The sequence below is a fragment of the Kitasatospora sp. NPDC059795 genome, assembly GCF_042732175.1.
In the GTDB taxonomy this organism is placed as follows: Bacteria; Actinomycetota; Actinomycetes; order Streptomycetales; family Streptomycetaceae; genus Kitasatospora.
On record NZ_JBHWID010000007.1, the window covers coordinates 113107 to 129746 of the forward strand.

Annotated in this window: 17 protein-coding genes and 1 pseudogene; 15 read left to right on the forward strand and 3 right to left on the reverse strand. The window is 72.3% G+C overall.

The window, feature by feature from the left end; translation table 11 throughout:
- Window positions 1-54: 54 nt before the first annotated feature.
- Window positions 55-399: a WXG100 family type VII secretion target gene (locus ACFV4P_RS16510; protein WP_380471615.1), complete on the reverse strand. Its 345-nt coding sequence runs from the start codon at window positions 397-399 to the stop codon at window positions 55-57.
- 223 nt (window positions 400-622) lie between these two features.
- Here ACFV4P_RS16510 and ACFV4P_RS16515 point away from each other — a divergent pair, with 223 nt between their 5' ends.
- Window positions 623-1480: a hypothetical protein gene (locus ACFV4P_RS16515; RefSeq protein WP_380471618.1), complete on the forward strand. Its 858-nt coding sequence runs from the start codon at window positions 623-625 to the stop codon at window positions 1478-1480.
- Window positions 1481-1492: 12 nt separating this feature from the next.
- Here ACFV4P_RS16515 and ACFV4P_RS16520 read toward each other — a convergent pair whose 3' ends face one another.
- Window positions 1493-2656: an NADH-quinone oxidoreductase subunit D gene (locus ACFV4P_RS16520; RefSeq protein WP_380472046.1), complete on the reverse strand. Its 1164-nt coding sequence runs from the start codon at window positions 2654-2656 to the stop codon at window positions 1493-1495.
- A gap of 14 nt (window positions 2657-2670) precedes the next feature.
- On the reverse strand, window positions 2671-3675 hold the full coding sequence (locus tag ACFV4P_RS16525) for an SAM-dependent methyltransferase (protein WP_380471621.1): 1005 nt from the start codon (window positions 3673-3675) through the stop codon (window positions 2671-2673).
- Between the two features lie 105 nt (window positions 3676-3780).
- Between ACFV4P_RS16525 and ACFV4P_RS16530 the strand changes: the two genes are divergently transcribed.
- The 14 genes and pseudogenes from ACFV4P_RS16530 (at window position 3781) to ACFV4P_RS16595 (ending at window position 16079) form a co-directional block, all read left to right on the forward strand.
- Window positions 3781-5001 (forward strand): sensor histidine kinase, encoded by a 1221-nt coding sequence (locus ACFV4P_RS16530; RefSeq protein ID WP_380471623.1) that lies wholly within the window; start codon window positions 3781-3783, stop codon window positions 4999-5001.
- A gap of 14 nt (window positions 5002-5015) precedes the next feature.
- Entirely contained in the window at window positions 5016-5705 is a 690-nt protein-coding gene (locus ACFV4P_RS16535; protein WP_073807724.1) for a response regulator transcription factor, read from the forward strand.
- A 296-nt stretch (window positions 5706-6001) separates the two neighbouring features.
- Window positions 6002-6916 (forward strand): Rossmann-like and DUF2520 domain-containing protein, encoded by a 915-nt coding sequence (locus ACFV4P_RS16540; protein WP_380471625.1) that lies wholly within the window; start codon window positions 6002-6004, stop codon window positions 6914-6916.
- Window positions 6916-7821, forward strand: coding sequence for a pantoate--beta-alanine ligase (panC, locus tag ACFV4P_RS16545; protein ID WP_380471628.1), 906 nt, complete (start codon window positions 6916-6918; stop codon window positions 7819-7821). Before ACFV4P_RS16540 ends, panC begins: the two co-directional genes overlap by 1 nt.
- A 62-nt stretch (window positions 7822-7883) precedes the next feature.
- Window positions 7884-8330 (forward strand): aspartate 1-decarboxylase, encoded by a 447-nt coding sequence (panD, locus tag ACFV4P_RS16550; protein ID WP_073807720.1) that lies wholly within the window; start codon window positions 7884-7886, stop codon window positions 8328-8330.
- A gap of 16 nt (window positions 8331-8346) precedes the next feature.
- Complete coding sequence (locus ACFV4P_RS16555) at window positions 8347-9969, forward strand: L-aspartate oxidase (protein ID WP_380471631.1); 1623 nt, start codon at window positions 8347-8349, stop codon at window positions 9967-9969.
- A gap of 130 nt (window positions 9970-10099) precedes the next feature.
- Window positions 10100-11071, forward strand: coding sequence for a carboxylating nicotinate-nucleotide diphosphorylase (gene nadC / locus ACFV4P_RS16560; protein ID WP_380471634.1), 972 nt, complete (start codon window positions 10100-10102; stop codon window positions 11069-11071).
- Window positions 11072-11094: 23 nt separating this feature from the next.
- Window positions 11095-11889 carry a type III pantothenate kinase gene (locus ACFV4P_RS16565; protein ID WP_035863765.1) on the forward strand — a complete coding sequence of 265 codons (795 nt, stop codon included), beginning with the start codon at window positions 11095-11097 and terminating at the stop codon, window positions 11887-11889.
- 129 nt (window positions 11890-12018) lie between these two features.
- Window positions 12019-12717, forward strand: a complete 699-nt coding sequence (locus ACFV4P_RS16570; RefSeq protein WP_380471636.1) for a hypothetical protein — start codon at window positions 12019-12021, stop codon at window positions 12715-12717.
- Window positions 12718-12861: 144 nt separating this feature from the next.
- Window positions 12862-14424, forward strand: a pseudogene (gene lysX, locus ACFV4P_RS16575) (bifunctional lysylphosphatidylglycerol synthetase/lysine--tRNA ligase LysX); the annotation flags it as partial.
- Between the two features lie 4 nt (window positions 14425-14428).
- Complete coding sequence (locus ACFV4P_RS16580) at window positions 14429-14581, forward strand: hypothetical protein (protein WP_180290497.1); 153 nt, start codon at window positions 14429-14431, stop codon at window positions 14579-14581.
- A gap of 105 nt (window positions 14582-14686) precedes the next feature.
- A complete protein-coding gene (locus ACFV4P_RS16585) occupies window positions 14687-15079 on the forward strand; it encodes a BlaI/MecI/CopY family transcriptional regulator (protein WP_035872322.1) in 393 nt (130 codons plus the stop codon).
- Window positions 15080-15090: 11 nt separating this feature from the next.
- Window positions 15091-15618, forward strand: coding sequence for an amino-acid N-acetyltransferase (locus ACFV4P_RS16590; RefSeq protein WP_380471639.1), 528 nt, complete (start codon window positions 15091-15093; stop codon window positions 15616-15618).
- Window positions 15619-15722: 104 nt separating this feature from the next.
- Complete coding sequence (locus ACFV4P_RS16595) at window positions 15723-16079, forward strand: Lsr2 family protein (RefSeq protein WP_380471642.1); 357 nt, start codon at window positions 15723-15725, stop codon at window positions 16077-16079.
- Window positions 16080-16640 lie beyond the last annotated feature (561 nt).

The following is a 16640-nucleotide window of genomic DNA, read 5'->3' on the forward strand; positions in this document are numbered from 1 at the left end:
TCGGGTGGTGCGGTTCGGCGTGCACAGCCGCCCGCCGCGTGCTCTGACTGCGGTTCAGGCCCGGCCGGTTGCGGTCGGGTGGTTGGAGGACGGCGCGTTGAAGTCCGCGCTGATCTCGCTGTCGGTGCGCTCGATGCTGTCCGCCATGGTGTGCAGGCCCCGACCGACCCGGTCGAGCCGCTCCGCCAGGCCCTGGAGCCCGGCCAGCACGCCTTCCCTGGCCTCGCCGTACGCGGCCCCGAACGGCTTCCCCGGGGCGTCACCGCCCCACGGCGCACCGAGCGCCGCCAACCCGCTCTCCAACTGCTTCGCCGCGCTGCCGAACTCCTTCGAGACGGCCTCGAACTCCCGTCCCTCGCCGTGGAGTTCCCACGACCGGATGACGACCTTTTCGCCCATGTGCACTCCCCCGTGCAAGGGCGCTCGCGCGCCCGACCTACCCCCGGCTGGGACATCCTAGGGCCGCGCAGGGCCCCCGCCGCCCGGGCTGCGGCCCTTTTCACAGCCGTTTCACCTACACCCTCCACCGAGACCTCGGGAAATCCCCTCAGACCCGGCAAACCCGGCGAAAAGCCGCGACGCCGCACCGCGTCCTTCCCCGCCCAGGCCATACCCTTGCCGGGTGGCACCAGCTGAGAGCGCGAAGAACAAGAAGTCCAAGAAGTCCGGCAAGGCTCCCAAGCCCGCCAAGGGCCCGGTCGTCGACCTGGCGATGCCCACCGTCCGCGAAGTCGCCCTCGACTTCCCGCGCGCCTGGGTCGAGTTCACCGACCCCGCCGACGACGACCAGGTGTTCCGCTGCGACCTCACCTGGCTCACCTCCCGCTGGGGCTGCATCTTCGGCAAGGGCTGCCACGGCATCCAGCCCGGCCGCGGCGCCTCCGACGGCTGCTGCACCCTCGGCGCGCACTACTCCGACGAGGACGACGAACAGCGCGTCGTCGAACACGCCGCCCGCCTCACCCCCGACATCTGGGAACACCACCCCGAGGGCACCGACGCCAAGGGCCGCATCCGCCGCGACGGCGGCATCACCATGTTCGACGAGGACGGCGACCGCCAGACCCGCCGCGTCAACGGCGCCTGCCTCTTCCTCAACAGCCCCGGCTTCCCCGGCGGCGCCGGCTGCGCCCTGCACGTCCTCGCCCTCCGCGAGGGCCTCGACCCCCACCTGACCAAGCCCGACGTCTGCTGGCAGCTCCCGATCCGCCGCACCTACGACTGGATCGACCGCCCCGACGACACCCGCTACCTCCAGGTCTCCATCGGCGAGTACGACCGCCGCGGCTGGGGCCCGGGCGGCCACGACCTCCACTGGTGGTGCACCAGCTCCCCCGAGGCCCACACCGCCGTCGACCCGGTCTACGTCTCCTACCGCCCCGAACTCACCGAGCTCATGGGCCCCGAGGCCTACGCCGCCCTCGTCGCCCTCTGCGAGTCCCACAACCCCGAGCTCGCCCCGCACCCGGCGGGCCGGTAGGCCTCGGCCGGCTTACTTGTCGATGTCCCCGACCACGAAGAACATCGACCCCAGAATCGCCACCATGTCCGCCACCAGCGTCCCCGGCAGCAGTTCCGTCAGCGCCTGGATGTTGTTGAACGACGCCGACCGCAGCTTCAGCCGCCAAGGCGTCTTCTCGCCGCGCGACACCAGGTAGTACCCGTTCACCCCGAGCGGGTTCTCCGTCCAGGCGTACGTCTCGCCCTCGGGCGCCTTGAGCACCTTGGGCAGCCGCAGGTTGATCGGCCCGGCCGGCATCTCCGCCAGCCGGTCCAGGCACGCGTCCGCCAGGTCGAGCGCGTTCGCGGTCTGTTCCAGCAGGCACTCGAACCGCGCCAGGCAGTCGCCCTCCTCCCGGACGGGCACCCGCAGGACGTCCTGGAGTTCGCCGTACGCGAGGTACGGCTCGTCGCGGCGCAGGTCGAAGTCGACGCCGCTGGCCCGGGCGATCGGCCCGGTGACGCCGTACGCGTGGACGTGTTCGCGGGAGAGCACGCCGATGCCGGCCGTCCGGCCGCGGAAGATCTCGTTGCCGAGCACCAGGTCCTCGAACACCGGCAGCTGCGTGCGCACCACGCCGACGGCCGCCCGGACCCGGCCGAGCCAACCGGCCGGCAGGTCCTCCTTCAGGCCGCCGACCCGGTTGAACATGTAGTGCATGCGGCCTCCGGAGGCTTCCTCCAGCACGTGCTGGAGTTCTTCGCGGCCGTTGAAGGAGTGGAAGATCGGCGTGATCCCGCCGAGTTCCAGGGGGTACGACCCGAGGAACATCAGGTGGTTGAGCACCCGGTTGAGCTCGGCCAGCAGCGTCCGCAGCCAGACCGCCCGTTCGGGGACCTCCATGCCGAGCATCCGCTCGACGGCGAGGACGACGCCGAGTTCGTTGGCGAAGGCGGACAGCCAGTCGTGCCGGTTGGCCAGCATGATGATCTGCCGGTAGTCGCGGGCCTCGAAGAGCTTCTCCGCGCCGCGGTGCATGTAGCCGATGACGGGTTCGGCGGAGTTGATCCGCTCGCCGTCGAGGACCAGCTTCAGGCGCAGCACGCCGTGCGTGGACGGGTGTTGGGGACCGATGTTGAGCACCATGTCGGTGCTGTCGGGCTCCCCGGGGAGCGTCTGCGCGCCCGGGCCGATGCCGACCGTGGTCTCCGTCAGGGCCGTCGAGTCCTTCATGAGGGGAGAGTCTGCCATCCCGGGAGGTCGGCGAGGTCGTCCGGTACCGGCATGCGGACGGCCTGGACCAGCCAGTGGAACGCGCCGAGCCCGGCCGGATCGGTGAGTTCGGCGGCCTCGCCGGCCCCGCCGAGGGCCCGCAGGTAGCCGACCGGGTCGGTGCTCGCCAGCGCGAGCGGCGGCCGTTCGCCGCTGACGCCGAGCGCGTGCAGGGCGGCGCGCTGGGTGGTCAGCAGCGCCGGGCGGTCCGGAACGGCGGCGGCGTCGAGCGCGACGTGCGCGGTCAGGTCGCAGCCGCCGTCGGGGACGGGCGCGGTCTCCCGTCCGTCGCGGAAGCCGGTGAGGGTGCCGAACGGCGGCCGGGTGTCGCGGGTGTGGGCGTAGTCGACGGCCACCGCGAGGCCGCTCTCCAGCGCGTCGACGGCACCGGCCCAGGCGGCGTCCCGGGGTCCGCCGAGTTCGATCCGTTCGCCGTCGGGCCACCACCGCTCGGCCCAGGCGGCGTCCTGCCGGTCGAGCGGGTCGCCGAGCCGCTCGTGGCCCTCCTCGTCGACCTCGATGTACCGCGGTTCCTCGTCCTCGTCGCGTCCGGCGATGTCGAGCGGGACGTTGTCGAGCCACTCGTTGGCGAACAGCAGGCCGCTGACGCCGGTCGGCAGGTCGGGGCCCCAGGCGATGTCGGGGGGCAGGTCGGCGGGGCGGTCGGCGAGTTCGACGGCGTGGAACGCGACCCGGTCGCGCAGTCCGGCGGGCAGCGCGGCGCGGACGGCGACGGTGAGTTCGCCGCGGCCCGCGCCGACGTCGACGAAGGCGAGCCGGTCGGGCGAGCCGAGTGCGGCGTCGACGCCCGCCAGCAGGCGGGCCACCGCGCCGGCGAACCGGGCGGAGGCGTGCACGGAGGTGCGGAAGTGTCCGGCCGGGCCCTCCGGCCTGCGGTAGAAGCCGCCGTCGGGCCGGTACAGAGCGTGTTCGATCGCGGGCCGCCACCGCATCCATGTCATGGCGGGCGACGTTACCGGGAGGAGGCGATCTCCACCCTGGGGAGTAGCCCCGGATCGCTCCTACGACGGACCTGAACACGCCGTCCGACTCCCTAGGCTGGACACGTGCATCGACTCAACGCCTGGCTCCGCCGACACCCCCTGGTGGTGGACTCCGTCTGGGCGCTGCTGGTGCTGGTCTTCGGCGTGCTGGTGGCATCGGAACAGGTCGACGTCAACGGGGACCGGGTCTCCGGGCCGCAGCTGTGGGTGGGCCTGGCGATCGCGGTGATCCTGCCCGGCCTGATGGTGGTCCGGCGGCGCTGGCCCGGCGTCACCACCGCGGCGGCCGTCGCCCTCGGCCTCAGCCAGATCGCCGGCCGGATCGAGCCCGGCGTGTCCGCCGCCGCCTACCTGGTGTTCGCGTACACCGGCGCGGCCTTCGGCCGGACCTGGACGTCCAGACTGGCGCTGGTCGCCAGCCTGGCGGCGGGGCCGCTCACGGTGTGGCGGCTGGTCCCGTCGAGCGACAGCGCCAACGACACCCCCACCAAGCGGCTGGTGCTGGCCGCGCTGATGACCACCCCGTTCGTGCTGTGCTGGGCGTGGGGCCGGCTGACCCGGGTCCGCCGCGCCTACCTGGTCGAACTGGAGGACCGGGCCGCCCGGTTGGAACGCGAACGGGACGCCCAGGCGCAGGTCGCGGTCGCCGCCGAACGGGCCAGGATCGCCCGCGAGCTGCACGACGTGGTCGCGCACAACGTCTCCGTCATGATCGTCCAGGCCGACGGCGCCGCGTACGTCATGGACTCCTCCCCGCAGCAGACCAAGGAGGCGCTGAACACCATCGCCTCCACCGGCCGCCAGGCCCTCGCCGAGATGCGCCGCCTGCTCGGCGTGCTGCGCACCGCCGACACCACCGGCGAGTACGTGCCGCAGCCCGGCGTCGAGGAACTCCCCGACCTGCTCGAACAGGTCCGCGCCGCCGGTCTGCCGGTCGAGTTCACCGCGACCGGCGAGGTCCGCGAACTGCCCCGGGGCCTGGAACTCACCGTCTACCGGATCGTCCAGGAAGCCCTCACCAACGTCCGCAAGCACGGCGGCCCGGGCGCCAGCGCCAAGGTCACCGTCGACTTCCGGGACGGCGACCTGGAGGTCCTGGTCGAGGACGACGGCCGCGGCAGCACCCGCGAACAGCTCGTCGCGGGCGGCGCCGACGGACTCGGTCACGGCCTGATCGGCATGCGTGAACGGGTCGGTATGGTCAGCGGCAGCCTGGACGTCGGGCCCCGGCCCGGCGGCGGTTTCCGGATCCGCGCCGTCCTGCCCCTCAAAGTGTCCAAATGAAGGAGACCCGACCGATGTCCATCCGCGTGATGCTGGTCGACGATCAGGAACTGCTGCGCACCGGCTTCCGGATGGTCCTGCAGTCGCAGGGCGACATCGAGGTCGCCGCCGAGGCGGGCGACGGCCAGCAGGCCCTCGAAGTGCTGCGCACCGCCGAGGTCGACGTGATCCTGATGGACGTCCGGATGCCCCGCCTCGACGGCGTCCAGGCCACCCGCCGGATCTGCCTCGACGACCGCGGCAACCCGATCGAGGGCGCGCCCCGCGTCCTCATCCTCACCACCTTCGACCTGGACGAGTACGCCTTCGCGGCGCTCAAGGCCGGCGCGTCGGGCTTCCTGCTCAAGGACGTGCCGCCGACCGAACTCGTCGCCGCGATCCGCGCCGTCCACGGCGGCGACGCGGTGGTCGCGCCCACCACCACCCGCCGCATGATCGACCGCTTCGCCGAAGTCCTCCCCACCCCCACCGCGACGCCCGGCTCGGCGATCCTCGGCCCGCTCACCGAACGCGAACGCGAGGTCTTCCTGCTGGTCGCCCAGGGCCTCTCCAACGGCGAGATCGCCGCCCGCCTGGTGCTCTCCGAAGCCACCGTCAAGACCCACGTCGGCCGCATCCTCGCCAAGCTCGGTCTCCGCGACCGCGTCCAGGCCGTCGTCCTCGCCTACGAGAACGGCCTCGTCCGCGCCGGCGAAACCCCCTGACCCTCCGCCACACCCGCTGCGCGGCGCCCCTACCCCTTCCCTGTCGGGTCACGGGTGGGTGGGTGGGAACGGAAACAGCACCCCGCCTGCGAACAGGTCGCCGGCACCGGCAAGTCACTGCCCACCTCGCGACCTGACCTCAGGCTCTCCCGCCCCGCGCAGTTCCTCGCGCCCCTGGGTCGCCCGTCCCCGATCGCCCCCCTTCCGCCGGCGGGTGCTCGGGTGGGTGGGCGGGTGCAGCGGCCCCGTACCATTGAGCGGTACGTCTGGTACCCGCCGAGGACTGGAACGGAAGAGTGCTGCACGACTTCGGAGACCCCTCCGACCCCGGTAACCGCCCGGCCCGGCTCGCTGTCGGGGTGGTCGGGGCCGGCCGGGTCGGTCCTGCCCTGGGCGCGGCCCTGCAGATGGCCGGGCACCGCGTCGTCGCCGCGTCCGGCGTCTCCGCCGCCTCGCGGCGTCGCGCCGAGGCGCTGCTGCCGGGCGTCCGCCTGGTGACGCCGCCGCAGGTGATGGCCGCGGCCGATCTCGTCCTGCTGACCGTCCCGGACGACGTCCTCCCCGACCTGGTGAGCGGTCTGGCCGCGACCGGCGCGGTCCGCCCGGGTCAGATACTCGTCCACACCTCGGGCGCGCACGGCGTGGCGGTGCTGGAGCCCGCCACCCTGCGGGGTGCGCTGCCGCTTGCGCTGCACCCGGCGATGACGTTCACCGGCACCTCGGTGGACGTGGCCCGGCTGGCCGGCTGCCCGTTCGGCGTGACCGCGCCCGAGGAGTACCGTCCGGTCGCCGAGGCGCTGGTGGTGGAGATGGGCGGCGAGCCGTCCTGGATCCCCGAGGACGTCCGGCCGCTGTACCACACGGCCCTCGCGCACGGCGCGAACCACCTGGTCACGCTGGTCGCGCAGGCGATGGAGCTGCTGCGCACGGCGGGTGTCGCGGAGCCCGGCCAGATGCTCGGCCCGCTGCTCGGCGCGGCCCTGGACAACGCCCTGCGCTCCGGCGACCTGGCCCTCACCGGCCCGGTCGCCCGGGGCGACGTGGGGACGGTGCGCAAGCACCTCGACCGACTCGCTACGGTGACCCCGGACATCGGCCAGGCGTACCGGGCGATGGCGAGGGCGACCGCGCAACGGGCGGTCGCCAACGGATCGTTGAAGCCCGAACCGGCGGCGGCGCTGCTGGACGTACTGAACGAGGAGAACCACTGATGGCACGCGACAGGCGCCCGGCGAAGGCCCCGAAGGCGGCGAAGGTCCGCAAGGCGGTGCTGGCCCGCACCGTCGAGGAGTTCGAGGCGGCGTTCTGGCCGGACGAGCAGCCGGTGGACAACGCCGTGGTGATGACCATGGGCGCGCTGCACCAGGGCCACGCGGCGCTGGTCCGGGAGGCCCGCCGCCAGGTCGGCAAGGACGGCCGGGTCGCCGTCACGGTGTTCGTGAACCCGCTGCAGTTCGGTGCCGGCGAGGACCTCGACCGCTACCCGCGCACCCTGGACGCGGACGTCGCGCTCGCCGAGGAGATGGGCGCGGACGTGGTGTTCGCCCCGTCCGTCGACGAGGTCTACCCGAACGGCGAGCCGCTGGTGCGCCTCTCGGCGGGCCCGATGGGCAACGGTTTCGAGGGCGCGTCCCGCCCCGGCCACTTCGACGGCGTGCTGACCGTCGTCGCCAAGCTGCTGCACATCACCGACCCGGACTTCGCGGTCTTCGGCGAGAAGGACGCCCAGCAGCTGGCGATCATCCGCCGCATGGTCGCGGACCTGGACTTCGACGTGGAGATCGTCGGCGTCCCGACCGTCCGCGAGGAGGACGGCCTCGCGCTGTCCTCCCGCAACCGCTTCCTCTCCGACGAGGAGCGCACCCGGGCACTCGCCCTCTCCCGCGCCCTGTTCGCCGGCCGCGACGCCGGCGCCCAGGGCGCCAAGGCCGTCCGCGAGGCGGCCGCCGCCGTGCTGGACGACGCGGACGGCATCTCCCTCGACTACCTCGCCCTGATCGATCCGATGTCCTTCACCGAGGCGCCGGACGACTTCCAGGGCGAGGCGGTGCTCGCGCTCGCGGCCGGGGTCGGCTCGACCCGGCTGATCGACAACGTGAGCATCATCGTCCGATAAGCACTGAATCGTCCGACAAGTACGGCTGTAGCCCCGGCATGCACTCAGAGAGGCGTGACCACATGCTCCGCACCATGCTCAAGTCCAAGATCCACCGTGCCACCGTCACCCAGGCCGACCTGCACTACGTGGGATCGGTGACGGTCGACGAGGACCTGCTCGACGCCGCGGACCTGCTCCCCGGCGAGCTGGTCCACATCGTCGACATCAACAACGGCGCCCGGCTGGAGACCTACACCATCGCGGGCCCGCGCGGCTCCGGCGTCATCGGCATCAACGGCGCCGCCGCCCGGCTGGTTCACCCCGGCGACCTGGTGATCCTGATCGCCTACGGGCAGATGGAGACCGCCGAGGCCAAGGCGTACCTGCCGAAGGTGGTGTTCGTGGACGAGCACAACCGGGTCAGCGGCCTCGGCGGCGACCCCGCGGACGCCCCGGAGGGCAGCGGTCTGGTGCGCGGTGACGCCGCGTACGGTGGGGCGGACGGCGCGGCCGTCGTCGCGCACTGAAGGAGCAGCTGAAGCCATGACGCATCGTCTGACCGCCCCCGCCCCCGGCTGGACCACGAGCACCGACGTGGTCGTCGTCGGCTCCGGCGTGGCCGGCCTCACCGTCGCGCTCAATGCCCGCAAGGCCGGCCTGCGGGCCATGGTGGTCACCAAGGCGATGCTCGACGACGGCTCCACCCGCTGGGCCCAGGGCGGCGTCGCCGCCGCCCTGGGCGAGGGCGACACCCCGGAGCAGCACCTTCAGGACACCCTGGTCGCCGGGGCCGGGCTGTGCGACGAGGAGGCGGTCCGCACCCTGGTCACCGAGGGCCCGGACGCGGTGCGCCGGCTCATCGAGCTGGGCGCCGAGTTCGACCTCGACGAGGACGGCGAGATCGTCCTCACCCGCGAGGGCGGGCACCACCGCCGCCGGATCGCGCACGCCGGCGGCGACGCCACCGGCGCCGAGATCGAACGCGCCCTGGTCGCCGCCGTCGAGGCCGACCCGGGCCTCGAACTCATCGAGCACGCCCTCGTCCTGGACCTGCTCACCGACGCCGGCGGCCACGCCTCCGGTGTCACCCTGCACGTGATGGGCGAGGGCCAGCGCGACGGCGTCGGCGCGATCCTGGCCCGCGCCGTGGTGCTGGCGTCCGGCGGCATGGGCCAGGTCTTCTCGGCGACCACCAACCCGGCGGTCTCCACCGGCGACGGCGTCGCGCTCGCCCTGCGGGCCGGCGCCGAGGTCACCGACCTGGAGTTCGTCCAGTTCCACCCCACCGTGCTGTTCCTCGGCGTGGACGCGCAGGGCCAGCAGCCGCTGGTCTCCGAGGCCGTCCGCGGCGAGGGCGCGCACCTGGTGGACGCCGACGGCGTGCGCTTCATGGTCGGGCAGCACGAGCTCGCCGAACTCGCCCCGCGCGACATCGTCGCCAAGGCCATCACCCGCCGGATGCTCGCCCAGGGCACCCAGAACATGTACCTGGACGGGCGGCACTTCGGCGCCAAGATGTGGGAGCACCGCTTCCCCACCATCCTGGCGGCCTGCCGCACCCACGGCATCGACCCGGTCACCGAGCCGATCCCGGTCGCCCCGGCCGTGCACTTCGCCTCCGGCGGCATCCGCACCGACCTGCACGGCCGCACCACCGTCCCGGGCCTGTACGCCTGCGGCGAGGTCGCGTGCACCGGCGTGCACGGCGCGAACCGCCTCGCCTCCAACTCGCTGCTCGAAGGCCTGGTCTTCGCCGAGCGGATCGCCGCCGACCTGTCCGCGCTCGCCGAGGCCGGACAGCTGCCCGCCCGCACGGTGAACACGGACGCCGCGCGGGCCGCCGCGCCCGTTCCGCTGCTCGCGGCGGAGAGCCGCGGCGCGATCCAGCAGCTGATGTCCACCGGCGCGGGCGTGATCCGCTCCGCGGAGTCGCTGGCCGCCACCGCGAAGGGCCTGGCCGCCCTGCCCGACCCGGCCCACCCCGGCTCCCCCTCCGTCGAGACCTGGGAGGCCACCAACCTCCACCAGGTCGCCACCGCCCTCACCGCCGCCGCCGCGCTCCGCGAGGAGACCCGCGGCTGCCACTGGCGCGAAGACTTCCCCGACCGCGACGACACCGACTGGCAGCGCCACGTGATCCACCCGCTGGGCACGGAATGTTCTTGATGCGACGGCCGGTTGCCCCGTCCCGGGGAGCCCGGCCCCGCCCGTACCGGACCTGACTCCTCGCCCCCTCCCGCTTCGTGCAGTTCCTCGCGCCCCTGCGGGGCGCATCTATCCCCTTGGAGCTCCCTTCATGTCCCACGACGAACTCCCCCTCCTGTCCGCCGAGTCCGACGGCTGCGGCGACGGCTGTGCCTGCGGTGACGGCGAGGTGTACGAGACCGGGCTCGACCCCGCGCTGGCCGAGCTGCTGGAGGCGGCCGGCCTGGACCCGGTCGAGGTCGAGGACGTGGCGATGATGGCCCTGTCCGAGGACCTGGCCGGCGGCGAGGACGTCACCTCGGTGGCGACCGTCCCCGCCGAGGCCGTCGCGACGGCGGACTTCACGGCCCGTCAGGCGGGTGTCGTCGCGGGTCTGCGGGTCGCCGAGGCGGTCGTCTCGCTGGTCTGCGAGGAGGAGTTCGAGGTCGAGCGGCACGTCGAGGACGGCGCTTCGGTCGAGGCCGGCCAGGTGCTGCTCTCGGTGCGCAGCCGGACCCGTGACCTGCTGACCGCCGAGCGTTCCGCGCTGAACCTGCTCTGCCACCTGTCGGGCATCGCCACCGCGACCCGCGCCTGGGCGGACGCCCTGGAGGGCACCGGGGCGGTGGTCCGCGACACCCGCAAGACCACCCCGGGCCTGCGCGCGCTGGAGAAGTTCGCGGTCCGCGCGGGCGGCGGCGCCAACCACAGGATGGCGCTCTCGGACGCGGCGCTGGTGAAGGACAACCACGTGGTCGCCGCCGGCGGCGTCGTGGAGGCGTTCACCGCCGTCCGCGAGGCGTTCCCGGAGCTGCCGATCGAGGTCGAGGTGGACACCGTCGAGCAGATCGCCCCGGTGCTGGAGGCCGGCGCGGACCTCATCCTGCTGGACAACTTCAGCACCGAGCAGCTGCGCGAGGCGGTCGCTCTGGTCGCGGGCCGGGCGAAGCTGGAGGCTTCCGGTGGTCTGACCCTGGCCACGGCGCGTGAGGTCGCGGAGACTGGTGTCGACTTCCTGGCCGTCGGCGCCCTGACGCACTCCTCGCCGATCCTGGACATCGGCCTGGACCTCCGCAGTTCCTGACCCTTCCAAGCAGAAAGCGCCCCATGCTCCTCACCATCGACGTCGGCAACACCCAGACCACGCTCGGCCTGTTCGACGGCGAGGAGATCGTCGAGCACTGGCGGATCTCCACCGACCCGCGCCGTACCGCCGACGAAATGGCGGTGCTGCTCCAGGGGTTGATGGGCGCCCACCCGATCGTCTCGGCCGACGACCGGGTGGCCGGCCTGGCCATCTGCTCCTCGGTGCCGGCGGTACTGCACGAACTGCGCGAGGTGACCCGCCGGTACTACGGGGACGTGCCGGCGGTGATCGTGGAGCCGGGCGTGAAGACCGGCGTGCACGTGCTGATGGACAACCCGAAGGAGGTCGGCGCGGACCGGATCGTCAACGCGCTGGCCGCCAACCACCTGTACGGCGGGCCGTGCATCGTGGTCGACTTCGGCACCGCCACCACCTTCGACGCGATCAACGCGCGCGGCGACTACGTGGGCGGCGCGATCGCCCCGGGCATCGAGATCTCGGTCGACGCCCTGGGCGGCCGCACCGCGATGCTCCGCAAGATCGAGCTGGCCCGCCCGCGGAACGTGATCGGCAAGAACACCGTCGAGGGCATGCAGTCGGGCATCCTGTACGGCTTCGCCGGGCAGGTGGACGGCCTGGTCAACCGGATGGCCAAGGAACTCGCCAAGGACCCGAACGACGTCCAGGTGATCGCCACCGGCGGCCTGGCCCCGCTGGTCCTCGGCGAGGCCGACTCGATCGACGTGCACGAGCCGTGGCTGACCCTGATCGGCCTGCGCCTGATCTTCGAACGCAACCGCCCGGCCACCGCCTGACGGCACGTGACCACACCTGACGCCCGGTCGACCGCCGACCGGGCGTCAGATGCACCATCTCATAGGCCAATCGGGACAAACACGTCCTCAATCGCCATAAGTCGGACGTACGCCACGTACTGTCGATCCATGCCAACGCCACACGGATCGCGCGGCGGCATGGCCTTCAGCGCCGACGAAGTCCGGGTGCTGCGCCGTGCCCTCGCCCAAGCCCTCTATCCGGCCGCGCCCGATCGGCTCCCGATGCCCGCCGCCGTCGGCGAACTGTGGGCCGAGGACGTCCAGGACGCGCTCCGGCTCACCGAGGCCATCGACGAGGCGGTCCAGGAGGGCGGGCGTCTGCGCACCTTCCTGCTGGCCGACCTGAGCCGCTACCGGGCGGCTCTTCCCGGCAGCGCGGGCGGCTACCTGGAACGGCTGGAGGAGGCCGTCACCGACGGCTACCTCCCCACCGCCGAGGACCTCTCCGCCCTGCGCGCGCTGTCCCGCCAGCCCTGCGGGCCGCCCGAGCACGCCCGCCGCTCCCGGCTCGCCGGGCGGTGCCACGCAATCGCCGAGGCGGAGGTCCGGGAGCGGCTCTCCCTCGGCTCCGGGCAGCGGCACCTCGCCGCCGTACCGAACCCCGCGCCCGAACCCCACCCCGCCATCCCAGTTGGAGGACGGTTCCCGATGAGCGACCAGCACCCGCAGCCCCCCGCCGACCTCCCCCGCACCCGCCGGATGCCGACCCCCGCCGAGCTCTTCGGCCGCCGCACCCGCCCCGCCCCGCACCCCGAACCCCCCACCGACGCCGAGCGCCCCGAACTCGCCACCGGCACCGACGGCTGACCGTCCGCCACCTGCCGCGAGCCCCCTCCCCGGAGGGGGCTTCGGCGTGTCCGGGGCCGAGCGGCGGCGCGGCCGCGGGCGGGCGGTGCGATATCCCGTGGCGGAACAGCCCGTGAGCCTGGCTACCCTGGTGGGGTGAGCGATCAGAGCACTCTCCCCGCGACCGACGACCTTCCCGAGCAGATGCGCGTCCGGCGCGAGAAGCTGGACCGGCTGCGGGCGGCCGGCGTCGACCCGTACCCGGTCGGGTTCCCCCGCACCTCGACCATCGCCGAGCTGCGGGACAAGCACCCGGACCTGGCGCCGGACACCGCGACCGGCGAGCGGGCGGGCATCACCGGCCGCGTCGTGCTGGCCCGTACCGGCGGCAAGCTCTGCTTCGCCACCCTGCGCGACGGCTCCGGCGACCTCCAGGTGATGCTGTCCCTGGACAAGCTGGGCGAGGAGCGGCTGGCCGCCTGGAAGACCGACATCGACCTCGGCGACCAGGTCGGCGTCGAGGGCGAGGTGATCACCTCCCGCCGCGGCGAGCTGAGCGTGATGGTGGACCGCTGGGAGCTCACCGCCAAGTGCCTGCGCCCGCTGCCGGACAAGCACAAGGGCCTGACCGACCCGGAGGCCCGGGTCCGCCAGCGCTACGTCGACCTGATCGTGAACCCCGAGGCGCGCGAGATGCTGCACCTGCGCACCCGGGTGATCCGCTCGATCCGCCGCACCTACGAGGACCGCGGCTACCTCGAGGTCGAGACCCCGATGCTGCAGCCGATCCACGGCGGCGCCAACGCCCGCCCGTTCAAGACGCACATCAACGCGTACGACATCGAGCTGTACCTGCGGATCGCGACCGAGCTGTACCTGAAGCGCCTGGTGGTCGGCGGCGCCGAGAAGGTCTTCGAGATCAACCGGAACTTCCGCAACGAGGGCGCGGACGCCACCCACAACCCGGAGTTCACCGCCCTGGAGTCGTACGAGGCGTACGGCGACTACGACACCCAGGCCGAGCTGATCCGGGCGATCATCGTGAACGCCGCGCAGGACGCGCTGGGCACCACCGTGGTCAAGGGCCTCGGCCCGGACGGCGCCGAGCACGAGATCGACCTCGCCGAGCCCTGGCAGGAGGTCTCGGTCTACCCGGGCATCTCCGCCCGCCTGGGCACCGAGGTCACCCCCGCCACCTCGGTGGACGAGCTGCGCAAGCTCGCCGACGAGGCCGGCATCCCGTACGAGAAGGAGTGGGGCCACGGCCAGATCGTCCTGGAGATGGTCGAGCGCCTGCTGGAGCACCACGCGATCAAGCCGACCTTCATCAAGGACTACCCGACCGAGGTCTCCCCGCTGACCCGCCGGCACCGCTCGATCGAGGGCGTCGCGGAGAAGTGGGACCTGGTGATCTTCGGCACCGAGATCGGCACCGCCTACTCCGAGCTGATCGACCCGGTCGAGCAGCGCGCCCGCCTGACCGCGCAGTCCCTGCTGGCGGCCGGCGGCGACGTCGAGGCGATGCAGCTCGACGAGGACTTCCTGCGCGCCCTGGAGTACGCGATGCCGCCCACCGGCGGCCTCGGCCTGGGCGTGGACCGCCTGATCATGCTGCTGACCGGCAAGAACATCCGCGAGACGGTGCTGTTCCCGCTGGTGAAGCCGGAGAAGGCCGGAAAGAGCGACAAGGCGACCACCGCCGAGACCGACGAGGACACCGAGGAGTAGTCCCATGGAGTACGTCAGCGCGATCGTGCCGCCGCTGGTGATGGCGATCGGCTTCGCCTTCCTGGTGCGGGCCATCATCCGCAGCCAGGGCGGCGCACAGAAGGCCAAGGAGGACGCCGCCGCCGAGGCGATGGCGACCCGCTCCCCGGCCGAATAGTCCGACCGCAGACCGGCGCGTCGTTCCCCCTTTCGGGGAGCGGCGCGCCGATCTCTTTGCCATTTGCCGCCCTTTGTCCGATTCGGTCCTATCCTGGGCCGCACTATGGTGCGGCAACTCGGAGAACTCGAGAACGACATCATGACCCGGGTGTGGCAGTGGAACCGCCCGGTCACCGTTCGAGAGGTTCTGCAGGATCTGCGTTCGGAACGTGAAATCGCGTACACGACTGTGATGACGGTGCTCGACAAGCTCTATCGAAAGGGCTGGGTGCGCCGGGAGCGCGCCGGGCGCGCATACCGATATGAGCCGGTCTCCTCGCGCGAGGCTTACACCGCCGCGCTGATGAACGACGCCTGGGCGACGAGCGACAATCCGGCCGCGGCCCTGGTGCACTTCTTCGGGATGATGTCTCCGGAACAGCGCGAGTGGCTGCGCGACGCTCTGCGAGTGGCCGGCGTCGATACCGAGGAGACCCGCCCGCCCGAGGCACGATAACGTTCCCAGGCATGGAGGTCACCATCCGCCGTGCGCGGACCACCGACGTGCGCGCCGTTCGCCGGCTCATCGACACGTACTCCCGCAACGGCATTCTGCTCGACAAGCCGACCGTCACCCTGTTCGAATCCGTCCAGGAGTTCTGGGTCGCCGAACGCGACGAGGACGGCCGCGTGGTGGCCTGCGGCGCACTGCACGTGATGTGGGAGGACCTCGCCGAGGTGCGCACCCTCGCGGTCGATCCGGTCTGCAAAGGCCTCGGCATCGGCCACCAGCTGCTGGACAAGCTGCTGGAGACGGCCCGCTGGCTCGGCGTCCGTCGGATTTTCTGCCTGACGTTCGAGGTGCCGTTCTTCTCGAAACACGGCTTCGTCGAGATCGGCGAAAACGACGATCGTACGGCAGACCCGGCAGTCGTGGCCACAGAAGTCTATGAAGAACTCCTGCGCTCGTACGACGAAGGCGTCGCCGAGTTCCTCGACCTGGAGCGCGTGAAGCCGAACACACTGGGCAACTCGCGCATGCTGCTGCACCTCTGATCCGGCTCTCCGGGCACGACGGGCGGCACAGGGGTTTGTGTTTTCCGGGAAAAGGCGCTTTCCTTTCACTAGGCAATGGACCGTTATCGCGGAAAGGGAAGCCCGTGGCACAGAGGGTTCAGGTCATTCTGGAAGACGATCTCGATGGCGGCTCCGCAGACGAGACGGTGACGTTCGCTCTTGACGGCGTGGCCTATGAGATCGACCTGAAGAGCGACAACGCGGAGAAGCTTCGCGGCATGCTGGCCCCGTACGTCGAGAAGGGTCGCAAGCAGAGCGGTCGGCTGACCGCCCCGCGTCGCGGCGGCACCCGGGGCGCCGGTCGCTCCGCCTCCTCGACCGGACAGGCCGACACCGCCAAGATCCGCGTCTGGGCGAAGGAGAACGGCTACCCGGTCAACGACCGCGGCCGTGTCCCCGGCAATGTGCGTGAGGCGTACGAGAAGGCCAACGCCTCCTGACCTTCACGGCAGTCGCAGTTCGGGGCCCCGGCCGAGCCGGCCCGACAGGTCGGGCATCCGGCCCGGCGGCCCCGCGACCGGCCCCGCGACCAGCGGCGGACCGGTCAGGACCTGTGCAAGGCTGGAGTGAGCGGCGCGCTCACGGCCGCCACCGGCACGGCGGTACGCCACGCGCGGTCGAGTTGACGGCACGTCACTTCGGGTGCCCGCTCGGCCGACTTCTCGCCAGGCGAACAAGCACCCCCCGGAAACCGCGCGAATCCCGCCGCCCGACCGGGTATGAATGCAGGTGGACGGGGTCTCAGGAGCCCGGCCGGAGCACTGCGCGGGGCCGGTCCACCGGTTCCACCGGACCGTGTTCGCCGTTGGCGTAGCGGTATCCGGTGCATCGGGCCCGCCGCTGGGAACACCGTCTCCCAGCATCAGGTTGGGAAAGGTGTCGGCTGGTCGCGCAGCAGGTTTCTCCCGCTCCGGCGGGAGTTCCGTAGCCGCGCCGCTGAGCGGGACTAGCATGCGGAAGGACAGGGCGGGGACGGCCCCCGAACTGACCGACCGCTCTGA

Coding starts and splice junctions, on each gene's coding strand:
- ACFV4P_RS16510 (WP_380471615.1), bottom strand. CDS start 399: ATGGGCGAAAAGGTCGTCATCCGGTCGTGGGAACTCCACGGCGAGGGA.
- ACFV4P_RS16525 (WP_380471621.1), bottom strand. CDS start 3,675: ATGACATGGATGCGGTGGCGGCCCGCGATCGAACACGCTCTGTACCGG.
- ACFV4P_RS16535 (WP_073807724.1), top strand. CDS start 5,016: ATGTCCATCCGCGTGATGCTGGTCGACGATCAGGAACTGCTGCGCACC.
- panC (WP_380471628.1), top strand. CDS start 6,916: ATGGCACGCGACAGGCGCCCGGCGAAGGCCCCGAAGGCGGCGAAGGTC.
- panD (WP_073807720.1), top strand. CDS start 7,884: ATGCTCCGCACCATGCTCAAGTCCAAGATCCACCGTGCCACCGTCACC.
- ACFV4P_RS16555 (WP_380471631.1), top strand. CDS start 8,347: ATGACGCATCGTCTGACCGCCCCCGCCCCCGGCTGGACCACGAGCACC.
- nadC (WP_380471634.1), top strand. CDS start 10,100: ATGTCCCACGACGAACTCCCCCTCCTGTCCGCCGAGTCCGACGGCTGC.
- ACFV4P_RS16565 (WP_035863765.1), top strand. CDS start 11,095: ATGCTCCTCACCATCGACGTCGGCAACACCCAGACCACGCTCGGCCTG.
- ACFV4P_RS16570 (WP_380471636.1), top strand. CDS start 12,019: ATGCCAACGCCACACGGATCGCGCGGCGGCATGGCCTTCAGCGCCGAC.
- ACFV4P_RS16580 (WP_180290497.1), top strand. CDS start 14,429: ATGGAGTACGTCAGCGCGATCGTGCCGCCGCTGGTGATGGCGATCGGC.
- ACFV4P_RS16585 (WP_035872322.1), top strand. CDS start 14,687: ATGGTGCGGCAACTCGGAGAACTCGAGAACGACATCATGACCCGGGTG.
- ACFV4P_RS16590 (WP_380471639.1), top strand. CDS start 15,091: ATGGAGGTCACCATCCGCCGTGCGCGGACCACCGACGTGCGCGCCGTT.